The sequence below is a fragment of the Alkalihalobacillus deserti genome (genome assembly GCF_020734105.1).
GTDB classification, from domain to species: domain Bacteria; phylum Bacillota; class Bacilli; order Bacillales; family Bacillaceae_D; genus Halalkalibacter; species Halalkalibacter deserti.
Genome location: NZ_JAJAFR010000028.1, coordinates 1 through 23,724, shown reverse-complemented (window position 1 = coordinate 23,724; position 23,724 = coordinate 1). Strand labels below are relative to the sequence as shown.

24 protein-coding genes and 5 pseudogenes are annotated in these 23,724 nt (G+C 36.7%); 21 read left to right on the top strand and 8 right to left on the bottom strand.

The genetic code is table 11. The features are described from left to right. Both LDX58_RS23775 and LDX58_RS27010 read left to right on the top strand, forming a co-directional pair. Positions 1-277: pseudogene (locus LDX58_RS23775) on the top strand (IS110 family RNA-guided transposase); the annotation flags it as partial. A gap of 122 nt (positions 278-399) precedes the next feature. Continuing rightward, positions 400-1,198, top strand: a pseudogene (locus LDX58_RS27010) (DEAD/DEAH box helicase family protein); the annotation flags it as partial. A gap of 431 nt (positions 1,199-1,629) precedes the next feature. On the opposite strand, the gene LDX58_RS23765 reads toward LDX58_RS27010, so the two are convergent. The 3 genes from LDX58_RS23765 to LDX58_RS23750 form a co-directional block, all read right to left on the bottom strand. Continuing rightward, positions 1,630-1,773, bottom strand: a complete 144-nt coding sequence (locus LDX58_RS23765) for a hypothetical protein (protein WP_227940002.1) — start codon at positions 1,771-1,773, stop codon at positions 1,630-1,632. Positions 1,774-1,851: 78 nt separating this feature from the next. Then, complete coding sequence (locus tag LDX58_RS23760) at positions 1,852-2,031, bottom strand: carboxymuconolactone decarboxylase family protein (RefSeq protein ID WP_227940001.1); 180 nt, start codon at positions 2,029-2,031, stop codon at positions 1,852-1,854. Positions 2,032-3,287: 1,256 nt separating this feature from the next. Then, positions 3,288-3,389, bottom strand: coding sequence for a YjcZ family sporulation protein (locus LDX58_RS23750; RefSeq protein WP_227940000.1), 102 nt, complete (start codon positions 3,387-3,389; stop codon positions 3,288-3,290). Positions 3,390-4,403: 1,014 nt separating this feature from the next. On the opposite strand from LDX58_RS23750, the gene LDX58_RS23745 reads away from it, so the two are divergent. Both LDX58_RS23745 and LDX58_RS23740 read left to right on the top strand, forming a co-directional pair. Next, entirely contained in the window at positions 4,404-4,676 is a 273-nt protein-coding gene (locus tag LDX58_RS23745; protein WP_227939998.1) for a hypothetical protein, read from the top strand. Between the two features lie 109 nt (positions 4,677-4,785). After that, complete coding sequence (locus LDX58_RS23740; RefSeq protein WP_227939996.1) at positions 4,786-4,929, top strand: hypothetical protein; 144 nt, start codon at positions 4,786-4,788, stop codon at positions 4,927-4,929. A 546-nt stretch (positions 4,930-5,475) separates the two neighbouring features. Here the strand turns inward: LDX58_RS23740 and LDX58_RS23735 are convergent. After that, on the bottom strand, positions 5,476-5,712 hold the full coding sequence (locus LDX58_RS23735) for a hypothetical protein (RefSeq protein WP_227939994.1): 237 nt from the start codon (positions 5,710-5,712) through the stop codon (positions 5,476-5,478). A 276-nt stretch (positions 5,713-5,988) separates the two neighbouring features. Here LDX58_RS23735 and LDX58_RS23730 point away from each other — a divergent pair, with 276 nt between their 5' ends. The 3 genes from LDX58_RS23730 (at position 5,989) to LDX58_RS23720 (ending at position 11,436) form a co-directional block, all read left to right on the top strand. After that, positions 5,989-6,138 carry a hypothetical protein gene (locus LDX58_RS23730; RefSeq protein WP_227939992.1) on the top strand — a complete coding sequence of 50 codons (150 nt, stop codon included), beginning with the start codon at positions 5,989-5,991 and terminating at the stop codon, positions 6,136-6,138. A gap of 292 nt (positions 6,139-6,430) precedes the next feature. Further along, the gene (locus LDX58_RS23725) at positions 6,431-9,406 is read left to right on the top strand and encodes a DPP IV N-terminal domain-containing protein (RefSeq protein WP_227939990.1); all 2,976 of its coding nucleotides are present in this window, start codon (positions 6,431-6,433) and stop codon (positions 9,404-9,406) included. 500 nt (positions 9,407-9,906) lie between these two features. Further along, positions 9,907-11,436, top strand: coding sequence for a malate:quinone oxidoreductase (locus tag LDX58_RS23720; protein ID WP_227939982.1), 1,530 nt, complete (start codon positions 9,907-9,909; stop codon positions 11,434-11,436). A 269-nt stretch (positions 11,437-11,705) separates the two neighbouring features. On the opposite strand, the pseudogene LDX58_RS26890 reads toward LDX58_RS23720, so the two are convergent. Continuing rightward, positions 11,706-12,089 (bottom strand): annotated as a pseudogene (locus LDX58_RS26890) (LysR family substrate-binding domain-containing protein); the annotation flags it as partial. A 356-nt stretch (positions 12,090-12,445) separates the two neighbouring features. After that, complete coding sequence (locus LDX58_RS23710) at positions 12,446-12,682, bottom strand: protein YuzH (RefSeq protein WP_227939980.1); 237 nt, start codon at positions 12,680-12,682, stop codon at positions 12,446-12,448. A gap of 332 nt (positions 12,683-13,014) precedes the next feature. On the opposite strand from LDX58_RS23710, the gene LDX58_RS23705 reads away from it, so the two are divergent. From LDX58_RS23705 to cypC, 11 genes and pseudogenes are all read left to right on the top strand, one after another. Beyond that, complete coding sequence (locus LDX58_RS23705; RefSeq protein WP_227939978.1) at positions 13,015-13,197, top strand: hypothetical protein; 183 nt, start codon at positions 13,015-13,017, stop codon at positions 13,195-13,197. 369 nt (positions 13,198-13,566) lie between these two features. Continuing rightward, positions 13,567-13,711: pseudogene (locus LDX58_RS26885) on the top strand (IS110 family transposase); the annotation flags it as partial. After that, positions 13,695-14,102 (top strand): DUF2512 family protein, encoded by a 408-nt coding sequence (locus LDX58_RS23700; protein WP_308017607.1) that lies wholly within the window; start codon positions 13,695-13,697, stop codon positions 14,100-14,102. The pseudogene LDX58_RS26885 and the gene LDX58_RS23700, both read left to right, overlap by 17 nt. Positions 14,103-14,263: 161 nt before the next feature. Beyond that, complete coding sequence (locus LDX58_RS23695; protein WP_227939976.1) at positions 14,264-14,596, top strand: hypothetical protein; 333 nt, start codon at positions 14,264-14,266, stop codon at positions 14,594-14,596. Continuing rightward, positions 14,589-14,741, top strand: coding sequence for a hypothetical protein (locus tag LDX58_RS23690; RefSeq protein ID WP_227939974.1), 153 nt, complete (start codon positions 14,589-14,591; stop codon positions 14,739-14,741). Before LDX58_RS23695 ends, LDX58_RS23690 begins: the two co-directional genes overlap by 8 nt. Before the next feature lie 228 nt (positions 14,742-14,969). Next, the gene (locus tag LDX58_RS23685; RefSeq protein ID WP_227939972.1) at positions 14,970-15,920 is read left to right on the top strand and encodes a hypothetical protein; all 951 of its coding nucleotides are present in this window, start codon (positions 14,970-14,972) and stop codon (positions 15,918-15,920) included. Between the two features lie 211 nt (positions 15,921-16,131). Continuing rightward, positions 16,132-16,290: a hypothetical protein gene (locus LDX58_RS23680; protein WP_227939969.1), complete on the top strand. Its 159-nt coding sequence runs from the start codon at positions 16,132-16,134 to the stop codon at positions 16,288-16,290. Positions 16,291-16,356: 66 nt separating this feature from the next. Beyond that, a pseudogene (locus LDX58_RS26880) lies at positions 16,357-16,578 on the top strand (YhcN/YlaJ family sporulation lipoprotein); the annotation flags it as partial. Between the two features lie 263 nt (positions 16,579-16,841). Next, positions 16,842-17,399, top strand: coding sequence for a class I SAM-dependent methyltransferase (locus tag LDX58_RS23670; RefSeq protein WP_227939967.1), 558 nt, complete (start codon positions 16,842-16,844; stop codon positions 17,397-17,399). Between the two features lie 67 nt (positions 17,400-17,466). Then, positions 17,467-18,033 carry a class I SAM-dependent methyltransferase gene (locus LDX58_RS23665; RefSeq protein WP_227939965.1) on the top strand — a complete coding sequence of 189 codons (567 nt, stop codon included), beginning with the start codon at positions 17,467-17,469 and terminating at the stop codon, positions 18,031-18,033. A gap of 77 nt (positions 18,034-18,110) precedes the next feature. Beyond that, positions 18,111-19,361, top strand: coding sequence for a CYP152 family fatty-acid peroxygenase CypC (cypC, locus tag LDX58_RS23660; RefSeq protein ID WP_227939963.1), 1,251 nt, complete (start codon positions 18,111-18,113; stop codon positions 19,359-19,361). Positions 19,362-19,922: 561 nt separating this feature from the next. On the opposite strand, the gene LDX58_RS23655 is transcribed toward cypC, so the two are convergent. Continuing rightward, on the bottom strand, positions 19,923-20,423 hold the full coding sequence (locus tag LDX58_RS23655) for a spore coat protein (RefSeq protein WP_227939961.1): 501 nt from the start codon (positions 20,421-20,423) through the stop codon (positions 19,923-19,925). A 478-nt stretch (positions 20,424-20,901) separates the two neighbouring features. Between LDX58_RS23655 and LDX58_RS23650 the strand changes: the two genes are divergently transcribed. Together LDX58_RS23650 and LDX58_RS23645 are read left to right on the top strand one after the other, a co-directional pair. After that, a complete protein-coding gene (locus LDX58_RS23650) occupies positions 20,902-21,156 on the top strand; it encodes a hypothetical protein (protein WP_227939959.1) in 255 nt (84 codons plus the stop codon). Positions 21,157-21,473: 317 nt separating this feature from the next. Beyond that, complete coding sequence (locus LDX58_RS23645; RefSeq protein ID WP_227939958.1) at positions 21,474-22,247, top strand: phosphosulfolactate synthase; 774 nt, start codon at positions 21,474-21,476, stop codon at positions 22,245-22,247. A gap of 340 nt (positions 22,248-22,587) precedes the next feature. Here the strand turns inward: LDX58_RS23645 and LDX58_RS23640 are convergent, their stop codons facing one another. Further along, positions 22,588-23,205 (bottom strand): cell wall hydrolase, encoded by a 618-nt coding sequence (locus tag LDX58_RS23640; protein ID WP_227939956.1) that lies wholly within the window; start codon positions 23,203-23,205, stop codon positions 22,588-22,590. A gap of 185 nt (positions 23,206-23,390) precedes the next feature. Between LDX58_RS23640 and LDX58_RS23635 the strand changes: the two genes are divergently transcribed. Then, complete coding sequence (locus tag LDX58_RS23635) at positions 23,391-23,654, top strand: WYL domain-containing protein (RefSeq protein ID WP_227939954.1); 264 nt, start codon at positions 23,391-23,393, stop codon at positions 23,652-23,654. Positions 23,655-23,724 lie beyond the last annotated feature (70 nt).

The window sequence follows — 23,724 nt, the reverse complement described above, 5'->3', positions numbered from 1 at the left end:
AATTGAAGCAGCCCAATCTATTAGAGGGTCAAAAAACTACCTCGGAGCGCTTTATCGCCGTACTGCAGCACGTAAAGGTAAAAAGCGGGCAGCAGTTGTAGTCGCGCATGCGATATTACGAATCTCCAATTACTTATTGACCCGTAAAGAAATGTACGTCGATTTAGGAGAAGATTACTTCGATAAGCAAAAACAACAATCCATTGTTCGACATTCACTACGAAGGCTTGAAAGTCTAGGCTATACTGTTTCACTTGTGGAACCAGAAGTGTCTTAGAATAACCCATTCAAATGTAATATCCCCTGAAATATGGCGTTCCTCTCTTTTTTTAAAAAAGAATGAGCTGCGTCTTCTTAAGTATGGCCTTTTTTTGATACATAAGATGTTAATTTTCATGGTACAAAGAAACGGTTCCGTATCAAGATCAACTCTTATTATCTCTTCATGACATTAAAACCATGGATTTGCATCAAGAAAATCTAGCGAAGTAAATTGGTGATAAGAACAGATTGATTAGAGGAGTGGCCGGAAGTGGTAAGACATTAATTCTAGCGAGTCGCGCCCAAATGTTAGCAAAGGATCACCCTAATTGGAAGCTCCTCATACTCTGTTACAACATATCTCTTTCTCAAAACATTGCTCAAATCGTCCAAGCCATGTCCTCAGAACCCGAGAATCTATTCGACTTTCATTTTGGAGAAGACGGTTTAGAAACAGATGTATCTGTACCTAAAAACATTACCGTTCGAAACTTCCATCAATGGTTAAAACTTGATTTAAAAACGAGTGAAAAACAGATCAATGTATTGAACTACTAGAAAAAGGACAAGCGATCGCTCCTAAGTATGATGCCATCCTAATTGATGGGGCCCATAATTTTGAACCAAACGGGCTTCAGCTTGTCAGTCATTGTTTAAATCCAGATACGCGATCTTTGCTTCTAGTTGAAGACCGAGCTCAATCGATTTGTTCAAAAAAGAGAAGCTACGTACAGGATACAGGTCTCGATTTTCTAGGGCACTCAAAAATATTAAATATCACATACCGTAATAAGTACAAATTATGTCCTTTGCCTGGGAGTACTTTCAGAAGCATTCGTCGTTACAAAATAAAGTCGTTCAAGGTGAAACGGAGGGTGTGGAGATTATTTCACCGAAAAGCACAAAGCAACCATGGAGGCAGTGTCTTATCGTAAGGATCATTACTTTATTGAGCTTGTTAAATAAAATTAAGTATTGCAATAGTTTTTGATAAGAACTGTCCTTAAGGCAGCTTTTTCTTCTTCCACTAACGGGCTTTGCTTCAAGAGGGAAGTAAGTCTCTTTTTATTAAAGTAAAGGATCGTTTTAGCACGATAACAAATGAAAAACCAAGGAGGTTATCCTTGGTTTTATTGCGGTATATTGACCGTTTATAGATATTGCCGGAGATGCATCAGGTCTTTCAGCTATTGAAGAATCGAAAATTGTACTCCTGCACTGGGCTCAGTGTATTACCCAAAGAAACGCCTATACCCTTGAATTAAATATAAGAAGGTAATACACCATGGCCGTTGTTATAAATAGCAGTTTCCATTTGAGATTAAAAAATCCCCCGGAGAATGACGGCGATAGGTAACTGCATCTTTATTATTTTATTTGCATTGCAATTAGAAACCAATTGGCAGCATTTTTACTTCCAATTTGAAAAAATAACGCCGTGATTTCTTGAACAGTGAAGTACGTTTTTACCTTTTGATACAAATCTTCAGGTAGTAGTCCATGATAAGCCATAATATGGTCCGTTAATTCTAGTGCAACTTTTTCACGTTCGGTTAATTGCTCGTCCAGAGCAATGTGTTGAATGTTTTGTCAATATTCGCAGTGATTATTGGAAGCAGTTCGCAAACGAATGCGTTCTAACAATTCCGGTTCCAAAATGTCTTTTAACGCATCTTCCATCTGTAAAAAAGCCGCTCGAAGTTTGGGTGTATTTTCTAATGCCTGTTGGAACGGACTTCCTTCAATCGGTAATAAAGGGAATCTTGCCATTTTAATTACCTCCTATTGAATTTTAGTTGTAGTAATATGAGTGGCGCAACACGTCAGTGAAAGAAGTATAACTCAAGTATTTAATAATCCAAAAAGATATGATGACGGCTGCCACTAATAAACGTGAATAAAGCAGTATCTTCGAGAACTACCATTCTAAATCTAACCTGAATTAAAAGAGGGAATACAATGAATATTCCCATTATAGTAAAAAAAGGGGTATTTGAGCTAGATACAAAAGTATTTTATTTGTTGTTCAACGACAGGATTCAATAGTCTAGGAATGAACAAATCTTGCTTATGGTCTGGAACGAAATGTTTGCAAAATTCAACGGTAAATATTTTGATGAGTACTCAATGGTTCTTAAAATGGAATTTTTATTGTACCAAAGGGGTGTTCATCTTTAATAAGAACAATAGATAATCTTCAATAATCGGGCGCAAACCATTAATAGGTAAGCGTCTTTTGTGTAAGCACAGGATATTTTGATCAATATTATTCTACTACCCATATTGTTGAATAAAACTACTAATCACTGACCATACTCCCAATAGTTTTAAAACCTAATAAATAATTGCGGGAGTGTGAGTGTATTATCCGAAGCTTGGAGGAAGTATCAGTCCGATAAAAGAATTGAAGGGCTATTCGCCCCTAACAATGAAAAACTACTATTTCCAACTTAGTGCTAATACGACATTTTGGAGATATAGACATTAATTGCTTCTGTACGGATTCATTGAAGAAGTACCTAGTAGAAGAAGGGGAACACCTAAAGCCTTCAAGTTTAGGACATAGAATAAGGTTTCTTAAATCCTTATTTAAATGGTTTTATGAAGAAGACTATATTTCAAAAAATCCAACTGCTAAAATAAAGGAGCCCAAACTATGAAAAAGAATTCCGAGGTTTCTCTCTGAACAAGAGATTGAACATTTAAGGGAGTCTTGCCAAACAACAATGGAAAAAGCATTATTTGAGTTTATGTATTTCGTATTGGTGAAATTAGGATATATGCACAGTTGAGTGGAAAACTGCGACACCAATTTTATAGTCAATATTTTTAGAGAGGACAAATTTAGGTTTGTTCTCTTTTTATTGGACCAGATTGTAGAGCAACTATTATATTACGTATTAGACTTATACTGCGAAGGTAATGATTTGGCAAGTTAATGTATTAACACGGGAGACTGATGAAAAAAAGCGCCCTAGGGCGCTCTATTAAAAGGAAATCATAAAGTGTGTTGGAGGGTTTCCTAATTAGTACATTCCACCTACAAATGCTGTTCCAACAATAATTAATAAAATGAATAGAACAACAATTAACGCAAAATTGTTATCTTTTTTAACATAATCAGACATAAGTTTCACCTCCAATCTTAGAGGATTACTATACTTTATGTTTTAGATAACAGAAAGGGTTGGACGAACTTATTGAGAGAAACATACATTTTGTATTTATAGAATTCAATGAGAGCATTTCGAGGACATACTCGCTATGGTTGAAGGGATAATGTGCAGTAGTCAAATTCCCATCACAAGCGCAATTCTTATCATTTATATGTAACATATGCTAAATGCGCTGACTTATTGATTAATAAAAGACCAAGCAGATAAGGTAAACCAAATTCTTAGAGTTGCGTTAAAATTGTATGTATAACATTCAGAAAGGGCAGCATCCCCTTCTGAATGTCTACCAAATTTAGTACCTTAGCCCTTTTTGAAAAAAACAATGATGTAGCTGCGTTGTTATTCCATTAATGTTTTTTAATAACTGTTAAAAATTATAAAAGTGATTTGTTACTTAAAAAAAGAACAACGAGCCTAACAGCACTAAAGAAACAATAGCGAAAAATGGGAAGAATATTCCGCCAGATCCTGTACTAAGATAGACACCGTGTGGCGTAATATATTTTAGAGTGCCCCGATAGCATTCGCCATAACAATCCCTAATTTCCACAGGTCTACCTACATATTTACAAGCTGTGTGGTAGTGTGATTGGCCCATAATTTTCCGTCCTCCTTTCTAATGTGACTATATTAATATATGAAATAGAAAAGAAAGTGTAGAGGACAAAGCTCCAAGGGTAATGCGGAATTTAAAATTATATAACTGTATGGTCAATAAAAGACGGTATTTAACGTTTTTTCTATTGGAGAATCGAGCCAACATGAATTAGAAATGAATCTTTTCTAACTTAAGATTGTCAGTACTATTTTTTAATACGATTTATATTTTACGTAATAGTTTAGTGACTTGTATTGTATAGTACAAAGATACTGGTAATAGATTAATCATTTAAAAGACGATTGCATTTCATAGTGGTCGTCTTTTCATATATGACGAATAATGCGATATAAGGGGGAATGTAAACAATGAGGAAGTACGAAAAAAAGGAAATAACAAAGGTTGAAAGAGCGTATTTAGAAACGTCTATCACATGTAACAAATGCGGAAAAACAAAGCAACTTGAGGGCGAAGATTATGAACGGGAATGGCAATCAAACGTTTTTCAATCATTTACGACCCACTTTGGTTACGGAACTAGGCATGATACAGAAAAATGGAATTTTGACCTTTGTGAAGATTGCTTAACGGAACTAGTTCGTTCTTTTAAACATTTGCCAGATGGTTTTCGTGAGGGTTAATCAAGCAATTAGCAAAGTCAATTTAAGTCACTACACATTCTGTATTTTATATACAAAACACCTTATTCATTTTCAACTAACAAGTGGTTTTAATGGAGGGGATAATGACATGAAATTTATTTACTTTAACGATACAGGAAGAAAAGTGAACATACATCCAGCTACTTTTTCTCATGGTTGTACTGGCTCGAGTGAACCAATCAAACCCTTAGAACAAAGAGTATTTGAATTACCAGAAGGGACATTTCCATGAGTGAAAATGTGGGATTATAGTGATATCGGATTAAGTATATTAGTTTCACCTATGACAGAAGCTAAATAAAATATCCTTCAAGATTGCTGAACTAAATCGGGTGGTTAGTTCAACAATAAGAACTTCAATATACAGTGAGTTATACATTATATGTGTATTGAAGGTCTTAGTTTTACGAAACTTTATTTAAGGCTTATTCTTTATAATTTAATTGCAAATCCACCTTTATGACGCTTCTTTTTCTTCTTTTTCGAAAGATATATTTAACCACTTCCGCAGCCTTTACTAACTGAAACAGCTTGAGAACGTCTTTTTTTGTAATGTTCTCATAATTATAAACCCCATGCATTATCCAATTACGATTAATATTTTCTGGATGTTCTCCCCAGGATGGTTTAAAAATCTCTTCAAAAACTTTAAATACTCTTCTGAAGAAAAGTAAGTTTATAGCAAGCTCGTCTTCTGTATTTTCTACATAGTCAACTAATTTAAAATATAGCTTATTTTTATGACGTTTTAGCCTAGTTTCAATGTTATATCTATCTCTTATTCTTCAAAAGTAGTACCAATCAGACCTTCAATTACAGAAAAAAGAGGATAAGCAAGAGCATATTGTTTCGATTTAAAAGCTGAATGCGACTGTTCAAGAATTAAAGTATATTTATCGTATATTTCCTCAGTTTTAAAATAATCCATATAAGAATCAAGACTCTCTTCTACATATTGCTCGATTGTTTCATCAGAGGGAGCACCCTCTTCAAAATGAGCCCGAAAGATGCTCATATTCAATATTTATTGAAAACAGCATTCGAGAGAGAAGATGAGACTTTCTTTTCATTGGATTCAGTCATTCGAAAAACGTACAATAAAGTATTTCATGAATCCAATCCGTTACTCGAGCTGGCGAAAGTAAATGGGTAAGGATCATACAAAATTAGTGGACGTACTTAAAGAGTGGAGAGTTTATCCAAATGAGAAATTAGAAAGAATCCTCTGGTTATATATTTTGTTCGTGCATATAGGTCACAAGCAATTTATTGAAAGAAGGGGAGGAGCAAATTGTTGCTCGCCTCAATCAATTATCCTCTAATGATTAAGAAGATCATAAAGAATTATTTAGATGCGTTTAAGTTTGAAGATTTTCATCATGGGATTCTAAAACAATTAACTGATAAAGTAAGTGATCCACGAAAAAACTTGGTTGTCTAATTTTGGTTCCTGACCCCCAGTGCTTTAAAGCACTGGGGGTCAGGAACCTTTTTTACGCTTACAGTAAGGGTTATTCGGGTAGGAACTTTATTCACTCATCCTTTCTACTAATTTAATTTCATAAATCAATGTTTCCAACTGACTTGTTCACTTCAGCCCCAAAATTTTACTCTAGGATTGATAATAATAATTTGAATTTAACGACGTTTTTGAAACCCCTTTAACTTTTTGCGGAAATCATAATCAAAAGTAATACTTTTGGGATTATATTAGTTAAAGGAGGGATTTATTTTTGGGGAAACACTTATTTTTGTTCATAGTCTTTTTCGTCATTAGTTCTTTCATTTTTTCTTACAGTTATGTTTCTTTCGCAATGAGTAATATTTCAGAAGCTACTACAGTGACAATAACAGAGGGAACAAATATTTCAGTTTCTGTTTCTCCTGACGGTAAAAGTGCTGTAATGGAATTGCAAGGAGTGTTATGGAAGGTACCGGTAAATGGTGGCATTGCAAAAAGAATTACCGGTAATTATGTTGATCCTTCCTATCCTGAATGGTCGCCCGACGGTGAAAAAATTGTCTTTCAATCATACTTAACAGGAAATTTTCACATCTACATGATGAACCCTGATGGGACAAATATGAAACAACTCACACATGGTCCGTACGACCACCGCGAACCAACCTTTTCCTCAAATGGAACAAAAGTTGCCTTCTCATCTGATCGTGGAGGTACAGGTAGTTATGACATTTGGGTACTTGATTTAATGACAAATGAACTGAAACAATGGACAAATACGTTAACTGAAGTGTATCAGCCGACATGGTCCCCCTCTGGGGATGAAATTGCCTATGTAAATAATGATCCATTTTTGATTGAAGATATGATTCAAGCAGTCGACGAGGATGGAAATATTCGGACTCTTATACATGGTAAAGGGACGGTGTTCTCACCTTCTTGGTCACCGGATGGGAGTAGAATCACCTATTTCTTGCTGGATAGTGGCTTAATGATGACTGATCTATCTAAAGATCATATACCTTCACAACTGATTGACGATAGTGATGTATTTCCGTTTCCTGTAGAGTGGCTTTCAGCAGATGAGATTGTGTATACAGCAGACGGCCACATCCAATCGCGAAATCTTACTAAAAGTCGAGCAGTCACGATTCCTTTTAAGGTAGAGATTGAAGTAGAGAAAAGAGATTACAAATACAAAGAGCATGATTTTGACTCTGTTAACCCGCGTCCGGTAATGGGAATTGTTGCACCTAAAATCTCTCCAGATGGAAAGCAAGTGGCGTTTGTTGCGCTAAATGACCTTTGGTTGTGGGAGATAGGAGATGAAGACCCACGGCCTTTGACAAACGACGGCCACATGGCGTTGGACCCTGCATGGTCGCCTGATGGGAAAAAACTTGCCTATTCTTCGGATAAAGCAGGAACACAAAATATTTATATCTTAGATCTTGAAACAGGTAAAGAGCAACAGCTAACATTCATCTCTAGCGGGGCTGAAGTCGCGGCGGCATGGTCGCCTAATGGAACCCAAATTGCCTTTCAAGATCAAACGGGTGAAACATATACAGTTGATGTTGAAACAAAAGAGATCGATCAAGTCATACCATCTTTAAACTTACCAGGAACACCAACATGGGGGCCTGATAGCAAAACGATAGCACTCACGTCACTAGAAACGACTACGAATAGATTTCGTGAAGGGACGAATCAAATCCTAACTTTTGATCTAAAGACGGGTTCACATTATTACGAAGAGCCGATTAAGTTTCTATCCTTAAGTAATCGTAAAAACTCAGGACCCGTGTGGTCACCTGATGGGAAGAATATGGTGTTTATTATTGAAAGTCAGCTTTGGATTATGCCGGTTGATGAGAATGGAAAAAGCATCGGAGAACCTTTTAAAATTACAGAAGAAATTGCTGATTCACCAAGTTGGAGTGGTGACTCAAAAACATTACTATATTTATCAAAAGGGGAGTTTAAGCGTGTTTCGCTAGAAGATAGAAATTCAGAAACGTTGCCTTTTCAAATGAGGTGGACACCGAAGCAACCGAGTGGAACGAAAATTATTCATGCCGGAAAGCTATGGGATGGAGTGAATGAGGACATTAAAGAAAATGTCGATATTATTATTGAAGGGAACCGAATTGTCGATATCACACCACATGGTAAACATGATTATGCTGGGGAGTTCATTGATGCAAGTAAGCTTACCGTAATTCCAGGATTATGGGATGCACATATTCATCAGCAGCTTTTTCATGAATTCTATGGGGCAAGGCAAGGGAGGCAATTGCTTTCCTTCGGGATCACAAATACAATGTCGATGGGTGATTTTGCTTACCGCGCCATTGAAGATCGTGAAGCGACCTATGCTGGTACCCGAGTAGGACCCCGTTTTTTCGCAAGTAGTGAATTGATAGATGGCTCACGTATCTATTATAGTCCTCTTAGGCCGACGACAAGTATAGAGGCTGTAGAACGGGAACTTGAAAGAGGGAAAGCCTTAGATGTTGATATTTTAAAAACGTACGTTAGACTTCCTTTTGATCATCAAAATGTAGTGATTACATTTGCTCATGACATAGGAGTACCTACGTTCTCGCATTACTTCTATCCACCAATGTTATTCGGTCAAGACGGAATAGCACATATATCTGGAACGCAACGTCAAGTATTTTCACGAACGAAGACGCAAGGTGGAAAGAGTTATGAGGATGTAATTCAATTAGCAGGGCGCTCGAATATGTCGGTGACTTCTACGATGTTCGCTAGAGATGAGCTCGAATCGTATAAACGAATAGAAAAAGATCCGCGCGTAAAAAAATTGTATACACCGTGGCAATATGCTGCCTTAATACAACCTCCAAAGGAGCCACCGTTTCCAGTAGATTTGGCTAAAGATGTCGCTATTTTAAAGGATATTTTGGATGCTGGTGGAGTAGTATTAAACGGAACTGATGCGCCATTAATGGATATAGGCATTGGTACACATTTAGAACTTTCAGCGATGGTACGTTATGGAATGACACCTTATGAGGCGTTACACACCGCAACGATTGAACCGGCAAAAATAATGGGAGTAGAAGATGATCTTGGTTCGATTGAAAGAGGTAAGCTAGCCGATATCGTCTTTGTAAATGGGAATCCTCATAAAAAAATTGAAGAAGCAGCTAATGTTGAAATGGTGATGAAAAACGGGGAGCTCTTTACAATTGATGAGCTAATAGCACCGTATAAATAGCATATCCAAAGAGACAGGTTCCTTGTCCCAAAAGAATACAGAGTGATAGACGATTTGTAGGTTTTTGAAGGGTAAAAAACAAGCGAAGTTGTTTTCAAACAGGCTAGGGAGATGCGGTGCCTACCGTCGTTAATGAGGGAAGTGGAGGATCAGATATCAGAAACGCTCAAGAGGATTTACTTCAAGCTAAGTTAATGAGTATATTATGAATATGAAGGGGGGGCACTTTTTTCAAGAACAATTCACGAGAAAACATCTGGAAAGGGATGCTACTGGACAAGAAAAACAGAGTTTATGCCTATTCCCAGGGCTTAGGACAGGGATTTTCCACTTCTTACCGGATTTTAAATAGCTTATAACTATCATAATAATAGTGAATCACGATTCTTAATTATACTTGATCCAGAAATGGTGTGACTCGGTGTGCCGAGGCTTACTGTGGTGTTAAAACAAGAGTACCTACATCCTTTCTGCAAATCTTAGGGTATGGGAAGGTGAACATGAGCAACATACAAACTAAAGCCGATGTAATCTTAATTGGTGCTGGTATCATGAGTGCAACTTTAGGTTCACTATTGGAAGAATTAGCACCGGACTGGGAAATTAAAGTGTTTGAAAGGCTTGCAAACGCTGGGGAGGAAAGCTCTAACGAATGGAATAATGCCGGAACAGGGCATGCGGCCCTGTGTGAGCTTAACTACACAAATGAAAAGGCGGATGGATCTGTAGATATTAGTAAAGCTATAAAAATTAATGAACAGTTTCAAGAATCTATGCAGTTTTGGTCTTATCTTGTAAACAATAACCGGATACGTAACCCACAGAACTTTATCATGCCATTGCCTCATATGAGTTTTGTACAGGGCAATCAAAATGTATCTTTTTTAAAGAAGCGATTTGAAGCGATGTTAACCAATCCTCTGTTTCAGGGGATGGAATTTTCCGATGATCCGGGAAAACTGATGGAATGGATTCCGCTTATTATGCAAGACCGTGCAACGAATGAACCTATAGCGGCAACAAGAATTGACTCTGGAACTGATGTCAACTTTGGCGCTTTAACGCGGATGTTGTTTGACCACCTAGAGAGTAAAAATGTCAATATAAACTACAAGCATCGTGTTGTTGATATTTATCGTACTAGTGACGGCTTATGGGAAGTGAAAGTGCGGAATGTCGACAGCGATACTGTCGAACGCCATACTGCAAAGTTCGTCTTTATCGGATCAGGGGGAGGAAGCCTATATTTACTTCAAAAATCTGGCATTCATGAGGGGAAATATATTGGTGGATTCCCAGTGAGTGGAATATTTATGGTGTGTAATAATCCTGAGGTTGTAGTAGCGCATCATGCAAAAGTATACGGTAAAGCGAAGGTTGGAGCCCCTCCAATGTCTGTTCCGCATCTTGATACACGATTTATCGATAATAAAAAATTGTTGCTATTTGGGCCGTTTGCTGGCTTCTCACCAAAGTTCTTAAAAACCGGTTCAATGTTTGATTTGGTCACTTCTGTAAAATCAGATAATCTTGTAACGATGTTGTCGGCAGGTGCAAAAAACATACCATTGACAAAATACCTGATCAAGCAAGTTAGGTTATCAAAAGAACAACGCCTAGAAGAGTTACGTGAGTTTATCCCGAACGCCAAAAGCGAGGATTGGGATTTAGTCGTAGCAGGCCAACGTGTACAAGTTATCAAAGATACAGAAGAGGGAAGAGGAATGCTTCAATTTGGTACAGAAGTGATTAGTGCCTCTGATGGCTCGATAGCTGCATTGCTCGGAGCTTCGCCGGGTGCTTCTACCGCCGTTTCCGTCATGCTAGAGTTAATAAAAAAATGCTTCCCGCAACGTATCAATGAATGGGAACCAAAAATAAAAGAAATGATTCCTTCTTATGGCTTGTCTCTAACGGAAAACCTAGAGCTTCTGCATGAAATTCATACTTCAACAGTGCAAACTCTTGGTTTAGTTGGTAAAGATCATTCAAATCTGAAAGGAAATACGAATACTTTTCAGAAAGCATAAGTTACCGTTTAGGTAATTTATGCTCCTTCAATTTTTCAAGTGATTCTTCCACAGTAATAGCGAGGAGCCAATCATTTGATGAGTTATTCAACGACTATACTTAATGAACGAGTTTAGTTGAAAAGCCTGAATGATTAAAAGACCTTCAATATACAGTGAATCACACATCTTTTGTATATTGAGGTCTTTTCTTTATGCAAAAAATATACTGCCATTTCATAAATAGTTAAATTACCAAATACACCTTCTTTAAGAGGGAAGCGCAACCCTCAAGTAAATAATTCGTTATACACGTTAAGAATGGAGTCCACAATAGGGGAATTCTCATCCTTTCTCCAAGCAATATGCAGATCGATAAAATTTGAATCTTTTATCTCTCTAAACACAAGTCCATTTATTGTATTTTCCCTGGCTAAATGGCTGACAAGAGCTAGTCCGTATTCAGCAGTGACGAGAGAAAGGATCGTTAGGATTCCATGTGCTTCCTGTACAATTTTAGGGGTGAAGCCGAATTTTCGACATAACGAGATAATCGTGTCGTAGTAGACTGATTCTTTTTCACGAAAAGGTAAAATAAAGGACTCGTTTTTTATCTCATTTAAATCAAGAGGAGAGGTGTCGTTTGCTAAGGGGTGTGATTCTGGTAGAGCGACAACAAAAGGGACATGATTGCAAACTGATCAGCCATTACACTCTCATTTCTTCTATCGCACGGAGCAACGGATTCATGTATCTCGTTTGCCTGAAAGCCTTCTGTACCACATTCACATTGACGTTGTGGTGTACCTTGACAGTTATAACCACATTTGCAATTAGGGTTAAACAATGAGGGGGTGGACAAGGTTAAGCATAGTTTGGTCTAAATTATTGGAAACACCTTCATATATTCATTTAAATCCCCTAAAAACTTGCATTTATAATAATTAGTGAAGATTTGTCCATTATTCCAAGGTTAATCCTCAATTTGAATGTGAAGTAACCGCGAAAAAGCTCTAGTAGATTTTCACGTTCATTTTACGGATTTTCGATTTTTATATTCGGAAAGGCTACCAAGCTCTTCATTAATAAGGAGTTCCATATTAAGCAAGTCTTCTCTTGATACTTCTTGATCCGACTCATCCCACAGAACCCGAAAGACGATGTAAAATTGATTGACCTTCCCAAAAACTACGGGTGAAGCTGGATGGGTGTTAAAAACAGCCTTTATCCTGCTCCATCGCACATAATCCCATTTTACTAACCGCATAGTACTCCCCCAGAAAAAATAAAATTCAAACAAACTCTTTCTGCTATAATTTACCCAGGCCCTTCTAAATCATTATTAACAATATAATCGCTACTCTTTCCTCGATTATATATTGGTAGCATAACCAAGAAGATTTTTGTGCTTTACTTCATCCAATGTAGCGACCTTAAAGGCTTACCTTTTTAGGAGAGGTTATGTAATGCAGAAATTAAATTCTAAGAATAAAGGCGTTTGTACCTTCCACAAAGATAAGTGCGGAATAGACTTTAGTACAATGTAAAAGTTAGAATCGGAACTTGAGAAGTTTTAAATAGTAATAGGAGATGGTAGTAATGGGCAAAGACTTAAAGCAAAATAAGATAGAAAAACCTAAGGTCATTATTGAGCCAGAAATTTTCGTTGGAGAAAAAAAGTCTCGAGCTTTGTTTACTGATAGTGAATATAGTGCTCTTTTAAAATATTACCAAAGTATAATGTTCGACAGATATTTAGAAGAAATAAAAAGTATACCCTGATTGTTAAGTCGCTCTGTAATGCTTTAGTGAAACATCAACAAAATTTAAGGCTTGAGGATAGTATATATCCTCAAGCCTTTTTGGGTGTGCCTAGCAAGAATACAATCTCTAGGGTGCAAGTCCCGAACTGTGAAGGCAGAAGCAGCAGTTAGCTTAACGCAGTCCATGGTGATGTAGGATCTGAAGGAAGCGCGCGGCAAATCTTCCGGTCTGAGGAACACGAACTTCATATGAGGTTAGGTATAAATTGGATGAGTTTGCCTAACAAAACGAAGTTCTTTCTGCCAAAGGTGATACAGAGTAAATGAAAACAGACAGATGGAGAGAAAGATTGTACTCTCATAAATTAGGGAGAAGGCACCCGAAGATGTCGCGATACGTCGGCTCGTTGCCAATAGCCCAACCTTTAAATCGCTACATCATTATTACACGAAGCGGCCTGACCGCCCTTTGAAAAACAACAGTTTTGATCGCTTTGTGTTGCAAATTATTACTTTATTTGGCGCCGACGGGGTAACTATACTTGGCTTAAAAAGGAGGTTATTGAGATTCGACACGTATCTGCTTTAATTGTTAAAACTTTAATGGTTGCAGTTGTCTTATTGGTTATTATGACGGCTATGTATCATTACCCGGCTGGTGCCACTTTTGGCTTATCCTTTTTGATTGTTGGATTAAGTTATATTGTTGGTAATATGGGCATTTTGAGAGTATCGAACAATACGATTGCTACAATTGCTGATTTAGGTCTTACAACAATCGCCATTTGGCTAATTGGACCTCTTGTTTATGCATTTTCTATTGCTTTTATTTCAGCATTAGTGATTGGTGTGGGAGAATGGTTCTTCCATAAATTCGTGGCTGCAGGTATTTTACGTCAAGAGGAACCATCTCCACAAGCTTAGACTATAATAAAAGTGTTAAGAAGACAAGGTAAACTTGTCCTTTTTTGTGGTCAAAATGTAAGGTTAAAAAGAAAAAAACTGTATTTAGTCGTGTACATATTTTCCAATTTAATGGTTAATTTAAGTATGCACCACAAACAAAATTCTGAAGGGATTTCACTATGATTCAAAATCAAATGAATATGTCTGATATGCAAACACAACTTCAAAGCATGCTTCAACAAATGCAGCTAATGAAACAGCAACATGCACAACAATTAAAGCAAATAACAAACCAATTACAACAAATAGGTCAACATGAAAATTTGGCAGGTCAAATGACAACAACTGTCTCAATTATGTACCCAATTGATACAAGAGAATCAATATTTAGGTCAATTACAAACGACTTACCTACAGCAATCTACACAACAGCAGCAACAAATTCCAACACAATTTCAATAAACAAGGATATCTTAGGGCCAATATTAGTTAGGAGGCATCTGGATGCATGAAAAAGTAATAACTTATACGACTGCAAGAGCTAAGCAAGAGAAGTATTATGTTAAAGATCTTTTTAAAACTCCAATATTCCATCGCCAAATTCATGGGGATCAAGTCTACATACCACTGAATAAAGAAAGGTTTTGGGGGATTTAATGTTCTTTGGTTTACTAGAGGTGGTTATCTTGACCTCTAGAATAATAAGAAAGGATTAATTAATACATTGAACTCTATGTAATTATAAAATGACGTATTTGGTTAATAGGTTTTTTTTATATCTCTTTGGTACTTTTCCAACAAATATTTCTCTTTTAATCATGACTCAGGATATTTTGCTAATATTTATTTAGTTATTAACAAATAATCTTCTTAGGAGGTGTCTATATGACAAATTTCAACCCAAATCAGTTCAGTAGTTCACAAGCAGCGTTTCAATCAGGTTTTGCAGGAACAGATGCCCAAGAGGTAAGACAGCAAAATACCCAGTCAGCCCAGCCACAATATGGTGGAGGCAGCTTTCAGCAAACAGGACAGCAAGGAATGGGAACACAGCAAAGCAGCTTTGGTCAATTTAGTGGTCCGCAAGCAGCATTTCAATCAGGTTTTGCAGGAACAGATGCCCAAGAGGTAAGACAACAAAATGCCCAGTCAGCCCAGCCACAATATGGCGGAAGCAGCTTTCAGCAAACAGGACAGCAAGGAATGGGAACACAGCAAAGCAGCTTTGGTCAATTTAGTGGTTCACAAGCAGCGTTTCGACCAGGTTTTGCAGGAACAGATGCCCAAGAGGTAAGACAGCAAAATGCCCAGTCAGCCCAGCCGCAATATGGCGGAGGCAGCTTTCAGCAAACAGGACAGCAAGGAATGGGAACACAGCAAAGCAGCTTCGGTCAATTTAGTGGTCCGCAAGCAGCGTTTCGACCAGGTTTTGCAGGAACAGATGCCCAAGAGGTAAGACAGCAAAATGCCCAGTCAGCCCAGCCACAATATGGCGGAGGCAGCTTTCAGCAAACAGGACAGCAAGGAATGGGAACACAGCAAAGCAGCTTCGGTCAATTTAGTGGTCCGCAAGCAGCGTTTCGACCAGGTTTTGCAGGAACAGATGCCCAAGAGGTAAGACAGCAAAATGCCCAGTCAGCCCAGCCACAATATGGCGGAGGCAGCTTTCAGCAAACAGGACAGCAAGGAATGGGAACACAGCAAAACTTCGGTCAATTCAGTGGTCCGCAAGCAGCGTTTCAACCAGGTTTTGCAGGAACAAATGCACAGCAAGCAAGACAGCAAAATGCCCAATCAGCTCAACCTCAATTTTTTGGTGGTTATAACATTCAATAATAACAGTGAGAATCCCAGAAAAAGCTAAAAGCTTATTTCTGGGGTTTTTAATTCCTTTTACAGATTGAAAATAAAAAATAAATGTCCACAACAACTTTCTTTTAGAAGGACAACCAGATACTAACCTGTTTGCAATCAACGCTTTAAGTCATGATATTGGAGAAGGGGGAAATTCAAAATAAAAAATTACTATGTCTATTCAGTGGCAACAATGCTTGTTGGTGGTCTGACTGGCTGTGGAAATAATGATCAAGCTACTGGTGTAGGTGCAAATAACTATCAAACAGATCAAGGTACTAATGGACAAACAGGACAAGGTGGATTGTTCGGAGGTCAAGGGACTGGTGGCCAAACAGGACAAGTAGGTTAAGGTGGTAGAGCTTTAAGAGGTCAAGGTACAGTCGGACAATTTAGACAAGGCACTGTTAGTACAAATCATACGCGATCAGCTCAAGGACAAGGGAAACTAAATTATCACCAAAATTATGATAGAAAAACAGTTCTACGAATAGTTGATCGGATTGAAGATATTGAAGGTGTTCAAGAAGCTCGTGTCATTATTTATGATGTAATTATTGGTATCACATCAAATGAAGATATCGAGACTGTGAGAGAAGAGGTTGAACAGGCAGCTACCAGGTTCAACGGGATTAATTAGGGGAAAAGCTTCCGGATGAACTTACTTTAAAAGCGAAAGAAGGAGTAAAAGTTCGAGTCCTCTTTGAGAGATTGGTTCCAAAGTTATTAAGACAATAGATAGTTCAGAGAATAAATTTGTTTGACTAACTTATAATAAGATTTATTAAGTGAAAATCTTATGTGAGTTTCACTATTAACATCTGTTCAAGCATAATTAAGTTCTTGCAATATACAAAATAAAAGGTAGGTAATTGAATTGACTCAGAACGGATTGATTTAACTTTGAAGAATTTATATTTCATTATTGAATACTTGTTAAATCCAAGAACGGTTGGAGCTATCACTCCAAGTTCAAAATACCTTACAAATCTGATGATAGACCAGTTCGATTTAATAAAGGCAAAATATATTGTTGAATATGGTCCTGGTACGGGTGCGTTTACTGACAAAATAATTACAGAGAAGGGTGAACAAACTATTCTCTTATTAATTGAATCAAATGGAAAGTTCTATCAATTATTAAAAAATAAATATGAAAATGAAAAAAATGTATTTATTATCAATGGGACTGTAGAATACATAGACAAATATTTAATTGATTATGGTATTCCATATGTGGATTATGTCTTTTCGGGACTTCCTTTTGCTAGCTTGCCAATCCCTGTCTCAGAGACAATATTAGAATTAACAAAAACGATACTAAAAAAAGAGGGGAGATTTATTACTTTCCAATACACCCGGTGCAAGAGAAAGTTTATTAGTCAATTCTTTAAGGAAATTGAAGTGATAAAAGAGTATAGGAATCTGCCTCCTGCTTACGTATATTATTGCAAAAACTAAAAAAAAGGTATAACTCTAACATAGGTTAACAACTTGTATGATTATAAAAATGATGAAGGAGAAAACAATGAGTACAAAAGAATATATGGTTAATCTATTTAAAGACCCTAATATTGCATCTATTACACCAACGTCTAAATCATGTGTTAGAGAACTATGTAATAAAATGAATTTCGATAAAAGATTAGTTGTAATTGAATACGGTCCAGCTACAGGTGTGTTTACAAACTATTTGTTAGAGCGGATGACAAAAGACTCTTTAATGATCGTTATAGAGCTAAACAAAAACTTTGTGAAATATTTGAATGATAATGTGAGAGATGACCGTTTAAAGATTCACCACGATAGCGCTGAACATGTTGATGAAATTATGAGGCAATATACTGAACAGGCTGACTATGTTATTTCGGGTATTCCGTTTACTTTTTTCAAACCGGAACTAAGAAAAAACATTGTACAAAAAACGAAAGGGGTTTTAAAGGCAGGAGGGAGATTTTTACCTTATCAAACCTTCTTTCAGAAAGATCACCATTTGAAAAATTATTTAGTAGATCATTTTTCCAAAGTACAAGATCAATATTTCTTTAGGAACCTTCCTCCAATGAGGTTATATGAAGCGGTTAAAGAAATATAAGTTGCAATCTCATAACCTTTCCTTTTAATTCATACCAGCTTTATAAGTATTCAAAATTAAACTTAGGAGAATGTAAAATGAATGAACGAGTTCCACATGATAGAAGTCTAGATAATAGTTTAGCACTCATGCAAGAGGGCTATCTTTTTATCAAAAACAGGGTCGAACAATATCAGTCTGATTTATTCGAAGCACGGTTATTAGGTCAAAATGTGATTTGCATGAGTGGGGAAGAAGCAGCAAAAGTATTTTACGATTCAGAACGATTTCAGAGAAATGGTGCTGCACCAAAGAGGGTACAAAAGACATTGTTTGGTGTTGATGCGATTCAGACGATGGATGGACAATCGCATCTTCACCGAAAAATCCTATTTATGTCTTTGATGACTCCACCTCATCAAAAGCGATTAGCTGAACTTGTGATGAAGGAATGGCAGCATTGCATTAAAGAATGGGAAGGTCAAGATCAAATTGTTCTTTTTGATGAAGCAAAGAAAGTTTTATGCAGAGTTGCTTGCGACTGGGCTGTTGTTCCTCTTCCCGAAGCAGAATTAAAAGAAAGAGCAGACGATTTTAGTTCGATGGTTGATGCATTTGGTGCTGTTGGTCCAAGGCATTGGAAAGGCAGAAGAGCAAGAGCCAGAGCAGAAGAGTGGATCCAAAGAGTTATTGAAAACGTCCGAGCTGGTAAGTTAGTAGTAGAGGAAGATACGGCCCTGCATGCAATGGCTTTTCATAAAGACCATGAAGGAAATAAGCTAAATTCTCGTATGGGGGCTATTGAACTCATCAATGTGTTAAGACCAATTGTTGCCATTTCTACTTTTATTACATTTGCAGCCTTAGCATTACATAAGCATCCAGAGTATAAAGAGAAGCTTGAGTCAAGAGATGATGACTGGTTTGAATGGTTCGCACAAGAGGTGCGACGTTATTATCCGTTCGGTCCTTTTATGGGTGCAAGGGTTAAAAAAGACTTTACGTGGAAAGAAGGCCATTTTAAAGAGGGACAACTCGTTCTTCTTGACCTGTACGGTACAAACCATGACTCAAGGCTTTGGAATCTGCCAAACGAGTTTAAACCTGAACGCTTTAGAAATAGAGAAGGTAGCTTATATGATTTTATCCCACAAGGTGGGGGGGATCCCGAAAAGGGACACCGCTGTCCAGGTGAAGGAATTACAGTTGAAGTGATGAAATCGTCCCTAGATTTCTTAGTAAACAAGGTTCAGTATAATGTTCCAGACCAAGATTTAAGCTATAGTCTTGTCAAAATGCCAACTTTACCTGGAAGTGGATTTATTATGAGCTCCATTCAAGCAAAATGATGATGAAAATCTGCTGGATTGAGACAGGTTATAACTAACTAACTTAGATTTCATGAAGGATTCAGAAAAATTTATTCTTTTACGGATTGAATAGAAAATGTTGTTTCTAGCTTGCTACGTAATAAAAACAGGTAAAACCGTTGGATAGCCAATAGTTTTACCTGTTTTTTATGAATAAGATTTAAGTGCTTGTTGAAGACTCTTATAAGCTTCATTAAATACAACAGTTGAAGAATAATCTCCTGTATGCTCTAACTTACCCTGTAACGAAGGGGAGCCGATAATCGTTATTCGATCAGTCAAATTAGATTTAGAGATGGTCTTAATGCGTTATTACGTCAACAGAAGATATTTTCAGTCAAGGATGTAGATTATGCTACTTTAAAGATTGAAACCTATATAAGATCCTATACTACATTTGAAGAACTTTTTAAAAAAGAATTACATGACTTGATTTACTATACTTAAAGAAGATGACATCTGTTCAATACAGAAATCACCTTCTCCATGGGCATAACCTTTTTTTCAGATGTCCTCGGTACAGATTAGCTTATCTCTGATTTAAAAATGTTTATTTAACGCTTTATTTGCAAGGTTAATGTCATTCTGTAGTAATTGCTCTAAATTGTACGATGGATAATAGCTTCTTTCATACATGTAATAAAAAGCTTTTGCATGTGTATCAATCGCACGGATTAATTGCTGTTTTAAAACATTTCTAAGAGCGGGAGTTGCGGTTTCAGTAATGGCAATTGCATAATTTCTGACCCCTGTTTTAAATAAAGCTAACAAATCTCCAGCATAGAAGGGGATCTCATCGTTACGAAACTCATCGTCATCTTGGTCTGATCTGGGCGCCATAGGATAGAACTCGAGTAGTTCCCGGATATTTGCACTCAAACCTTCTATAGCTTGGGTGTATAATTCTTTTAAAGCAGGATCAGTAACTTCAGGATATGCTTTCTTTAGCTTCATTAGTCCAATCGATTGAAAAGCAGTCAATTCATGAATTTCCAATGTTTCATGCCAAGCAAGATGATCTGGTGAATAGTGGTTTTTCATTTTCTCTTCCTCCTCAGAAAATATTCTTAATACACTATTCAAAGAAGCAACTATGGGACTTTGTCTTGAAAGTATTTGGGCTTGATGGAGTGTGGGAAATATTGGATCTTACTCTATTTAAGAATTTCAATGGTTTTTATTGAGTTTTCTTAATAGAGTCTTTTTTTTATGGGCCTAAAAAGGAGATTAATAATGAGTTTAACATTACATTTCACCATCAAACTTTAAACTACTATTCTTATTTAATTAAAATACCAAAAAGTAACAAAAATGGGTTCGTAATAATAACATGAACCTAGGGAGGAAACGAATGTCCACTTAACCATGATTATGGATCACTTAATAAAAAAGAAACATTATAACAAATGCCAAAAATAAAAAAGTGAATCTTAGGGCTTCATGGTAAATATTAGGTTGGACACTATAAAAAATTTAAAAATGAAGTTAAAACAGATGGCTATAAGGGAGGAAGAGGGTAATGAACGTTTACTATGTAAGTCTTGATCCATTCTGTCAAGTGGTTAAATATGAAAACGGTTCTATTTCAATTGATAGTACTTATAAAGGTAAAGTGTTAAATAAAATGGAGTTTATCGGTGAATTGTTGACTAAGGAAAAGATGGATTATTTTCAAGAATGTATTCCTTTAGCAGAAAGAATTGAACTTCTTTTAAGGGGGCATTCACCATTAGGACATGGAATAGAAAAGTCTTTAAGTTCAGCAATGCTGTAAAAGTATTTGATAATGCGATCATTAGGTGGAAAGAACAATTAACTGTTCAAAAAAAGCAAACAAACGCGTGTATGTAGTTTAAATCTTAGAACATAACCGGGGGCTATACTTTACTTTGTAGTAGAATTAAATGAATTGTTTTTAGGTGAAAAGAACTTAGCTTGAAAAGTGAACTAACAATTAGTTTTTCAAAAAGCTTTTTGACCTCGAATTTCACACCATTAATTGAAATGAGTCATTTACACAGAAGAAATAGTCATTGTTTTATCATGAAAACTTAGATAAATGAAAAATAATGATAATGAGAGGATTTTTGTATGAAAACCTTACCCTTTTTTGGACTAAAGCTCCCAATACGACAATCAAAACCAAGGAATAGTGGTTTAACGATATTAATTGATAATGGTATTTCATTAAATTCATTTAAAGATATCGTCTATAATTCCGCTGAACTCGTTGATTTTGTTAAATTTGGCTGGGGGACCTCTCTTATTACCAAACAAATAGAAGATAAAATTTCTTACCTTCAGGAAAACCATATTCATTACTTTTTTGGAGGTACTTTGTTCGAAAAATTTCTAAGCCAAGGAAAAATTGATGATTTCTATAATTATTGTAAAAGGTACCAATGCGAATTCATTGAAATTTCAAATGGAACAATTGAATTAGAAAATAAAGAAAAAGCGAAATTAATCAACGAATTTTCTGGAGATTTCCATGTTTTTAGTGAAGTAGGAAGTAAAGACTGTGAAAAGTCCTATTCTACTTCTGAATGGATTGACAACATTGTAGAGGATCTTGAAGCTGGTTCGAAGAAGGTTATCACAGAGTCAAGGGAAAGTGGAACAAGTGGTATTTGTCAAAGCAATGGAGAAATGCGATACGATATTATCGATGAGATTCTTTCATCTGGAATCCCCATTGAAGATATTATTTTTGAAGCACCCAGTAAAAAGATGCAGACCTATTTTATTCAAAAAGTTGGACATCAAGTGAATTTAGCCAATATCCCTTTCACAGACTCTATTCCACTTGAAACTCTTAGACTAGGTTTGCGTTCAGATACATTTCATTTATTTGAGAGGGAATAAACATGAGAGTCAGATCCTTATATCTTGAAAATAGTACGACATTTACGATTTGAGACCCTTTGATATTTTCTCAGTATAGGTACACAAATCCCCTTTATAAAGGGGATTTGTAATCACATTTGGATTGAATCTAAATTTGATTCGCGTTATATCTTTATAAATCACGACATTTTAATGGTGGACAGCTGCAGATACTGCTACAGCAGCTCTGAGGAGTAAAAATTCTTCGGGATAACTTTCGACATTACTACCCCTAAAATATGCTAAATATTAGATAATTCACCTAAAATAACACCCGCTATACTGCATTAAAATCCACTTAGCCCGGCACCAGGCAGAATCAATTTTTAAATACATGTTGTCCAATGACAGCGGTTGTTTCTCTTGAATCCAGCCAGCGATTTGTGGCTATGTCTGGGTTGTAAAAGAATAATGAATCCTCGGATATATTTCTCATGTTTGATAATGCGGCTTCTACTGCTTCAATGGACTCTTGATCAGCTGGTTTATTGACTTGACCATTGGCAACGGGTTGAAATTGCCTAGGCTCATAAATGACTTCTTTTATTGTGTCAGGAAATTGTGAGCTTTCTACTCTATTTAAGACAACAGCCGCCACCGCTACTTTTCCTTCGAAAGGTTCTGTCTGAGCTTCGGCTCGTACAATTCTAGCTAATAGATCGAATTCCTTTTCAGAGAGACTTATGTCTTTAGAATTGCTTTTTTCCGTTTTTGGTTCGGGAGAGTCGCTGCTTTTATGTAAGTTAATTTGCTGTCCTGTAATAATCAGGTCAAGATCTGTAATTTGCGGGTTAGCCTTCGCTAATTCGTCTAATGTTAAGCTGTTATCTTGTGCGATTTTTGACATGGTGTCACCTTCCTGAACGGTATAGGCAAAAGCAGGGGCAGCAAAACATAGAGCTGCTAGGAATGTTAGTACAAAAATTAGTCTCTTCATAAAAATTAATCCTCCTAGTACATATTGTATTTGAGAGCTTGTCTATAACTCATCCCTATGAAAGAGTAAAATAGAATATTATTACAATCTGATTACAAGGAGATTACATGGGGGGTGGAGAGACAATGGGACAGGCACTCAGTCCCGTTAATTTTTAGGGACAAGGAACCTGTCCCCATGTCCCTTTGCTTGATCCTTATTATTTAATTCCTAGAGACCATCGCTTCTATTTAATTGCTTACTGTCATGAGAAGAAAGGGGTTCGTACGTTTCGATTAAGCCGATTCCTTGAGTTGAAACAAACGGAGGAGGCATTCACTAAGCAAGACTTTAATCTGAAGGAATACTTTCAACACACTTGGTCGATCATCCAAGGAACGGACAAGATTCATTTTAATTTCCAAACGCGTGGTCTAACTCCACCGTCTTTAGACGGTATACGCTTTTAGCCTTACCCTTCGATGTCCATACTTAAGGTGTGAGGTGAAAGTATGGACGGATATAAGAAGAATAGTCATG

Bases quoted from the DNA above. Each gene is read 5' to 3' on its own strand.
- LDX58_RS23765 (WP_227940002.1), bottom strand. From the start codon at position 1,773: ATGGCTTATCATGGACTACTACCTGAAGATTTGTATCAAAAGGTAAAA.
- LDX58_RS23760 (WP_227940001.1), bottom strand. From the start codon at position 2,031: ATGGCAAGATTCCCTTTATTACCGATTGAAGGAAGTCCGTTCCAACAG.
- LDX58_RS23750 (WP_227940000.1), bottom strand. From the start codon at position 3,389: ATGTCTGATTATGTTAAAAAAGATAACAATTTTGCGTTAATTGTTGTT.
- LDX58_RS23745 (WP_227939998.1), top strand. From the start codon at position 4,404: ATGAGGAAGTACGAAAAAAAGGAAATAACAAAGGTTGAAAGAGCGTAT.
- LDX58_RS23740 (WP_227939996.1), top strand. From the start codon at position 4,786: ATGAAATTTATTTACTTTAACGATACAGGAAGAAAAGTGAACATACAT.
- LDX58_RS23735 (WP_227939994.1), bottom strand. From the start codon at position 5,712: ATGAGCATCTTTCGGGCTCATTTTGAAGAGGGTGCTCCCTCTGATGAA.
- LDX58_RS23720 (WP_227939982.1), top strand. From the start codon at position 9,907: ATGAGCAACATACAAACTAAAGCCGATGTAATCTTAATTGGTGCTGGT.
- LDX58_RS23710 (WP_227939980.1), bottom strand. From the start codon at position 12,682: ATGCGGTTAGTAAAATGGGATTATGTGCGATGGAGCAGGATAAAGGCT.
- LDX58_RS23705 (WP_227939978.1), top strand. From the start codon at position 13,015: ATGGGCAAAGACTTAAAGCAAAATAAGATAGAAAAACCTAAGGTCATT.
- LDX58_RS23695 (WP_227939976.1), top strand. From the start codon at position 14,264: ATGATTCAAAATCAAATGAATATGTCTGATATGCAAACACAACTTCAA.
- LDX58_RS23690 (WP_227939974.1), top strand. From the start codon at position 14,589: ATGCATGAAAAAGTAATAACTTATACGACTGCAAGAGCTAAGCAAGAG.
- LDX58_RS23685 (WP_227939972.1), top strand. From the start codon at position 14,970: ATGACAAATTTCAACCCAAATCAGTTCAGTAGTTCACAAGCAGCGTTT.
- LDX58_RS23680 (WP_227939969.1), top strand. From the start codon at position 16,132: ATGCTTGTTGGTGGTCTGACTGGCTGTGGAAATAATGATCAAGCTACT.
- LDX58_RS23665 (WP_227939965.1), top strand. From the start codon at position 17,467: ATGAGTACAAAAGAATATATGGTTAATCTATTTAAAGACCCTAATATT.
- cypC (WP_227939963.1), top strand. From the start codon at position 18,111: ATGAATGAACGAGTTCCACATGATAGAAGTCTAGATAATAGTTTAGCA.
- LDX58_RS23655 (WP_227939961.1), bottom strand. From the start codon at position 20,423: ATGAAAAACCACTATTCACCAGATCATCTTGCTTGGCATGAAACATTG.
- LDX58_RS23650 (WP_227939959.1), top strand. From the start codon at position 20,902: ATGAACGTTTACTATGTAAGTCTTGATCCATTCTGTCAAGTGGTTAAA.
- LDX58_RS23645 (WP_227939958.1), top strand. From the start codon at position 21,474: ATGAAAACCTTACCCTTTTTTGGACTAAAGCTCCCAATACGACAATCA.
- LDX58_RS23640 (WP_227939956.1), bottom strand. From the start codon at position 23,205: ATGAAGAGACTAATTTTTGTACTAACATTCCTAGCAGCTCTATGTTTT.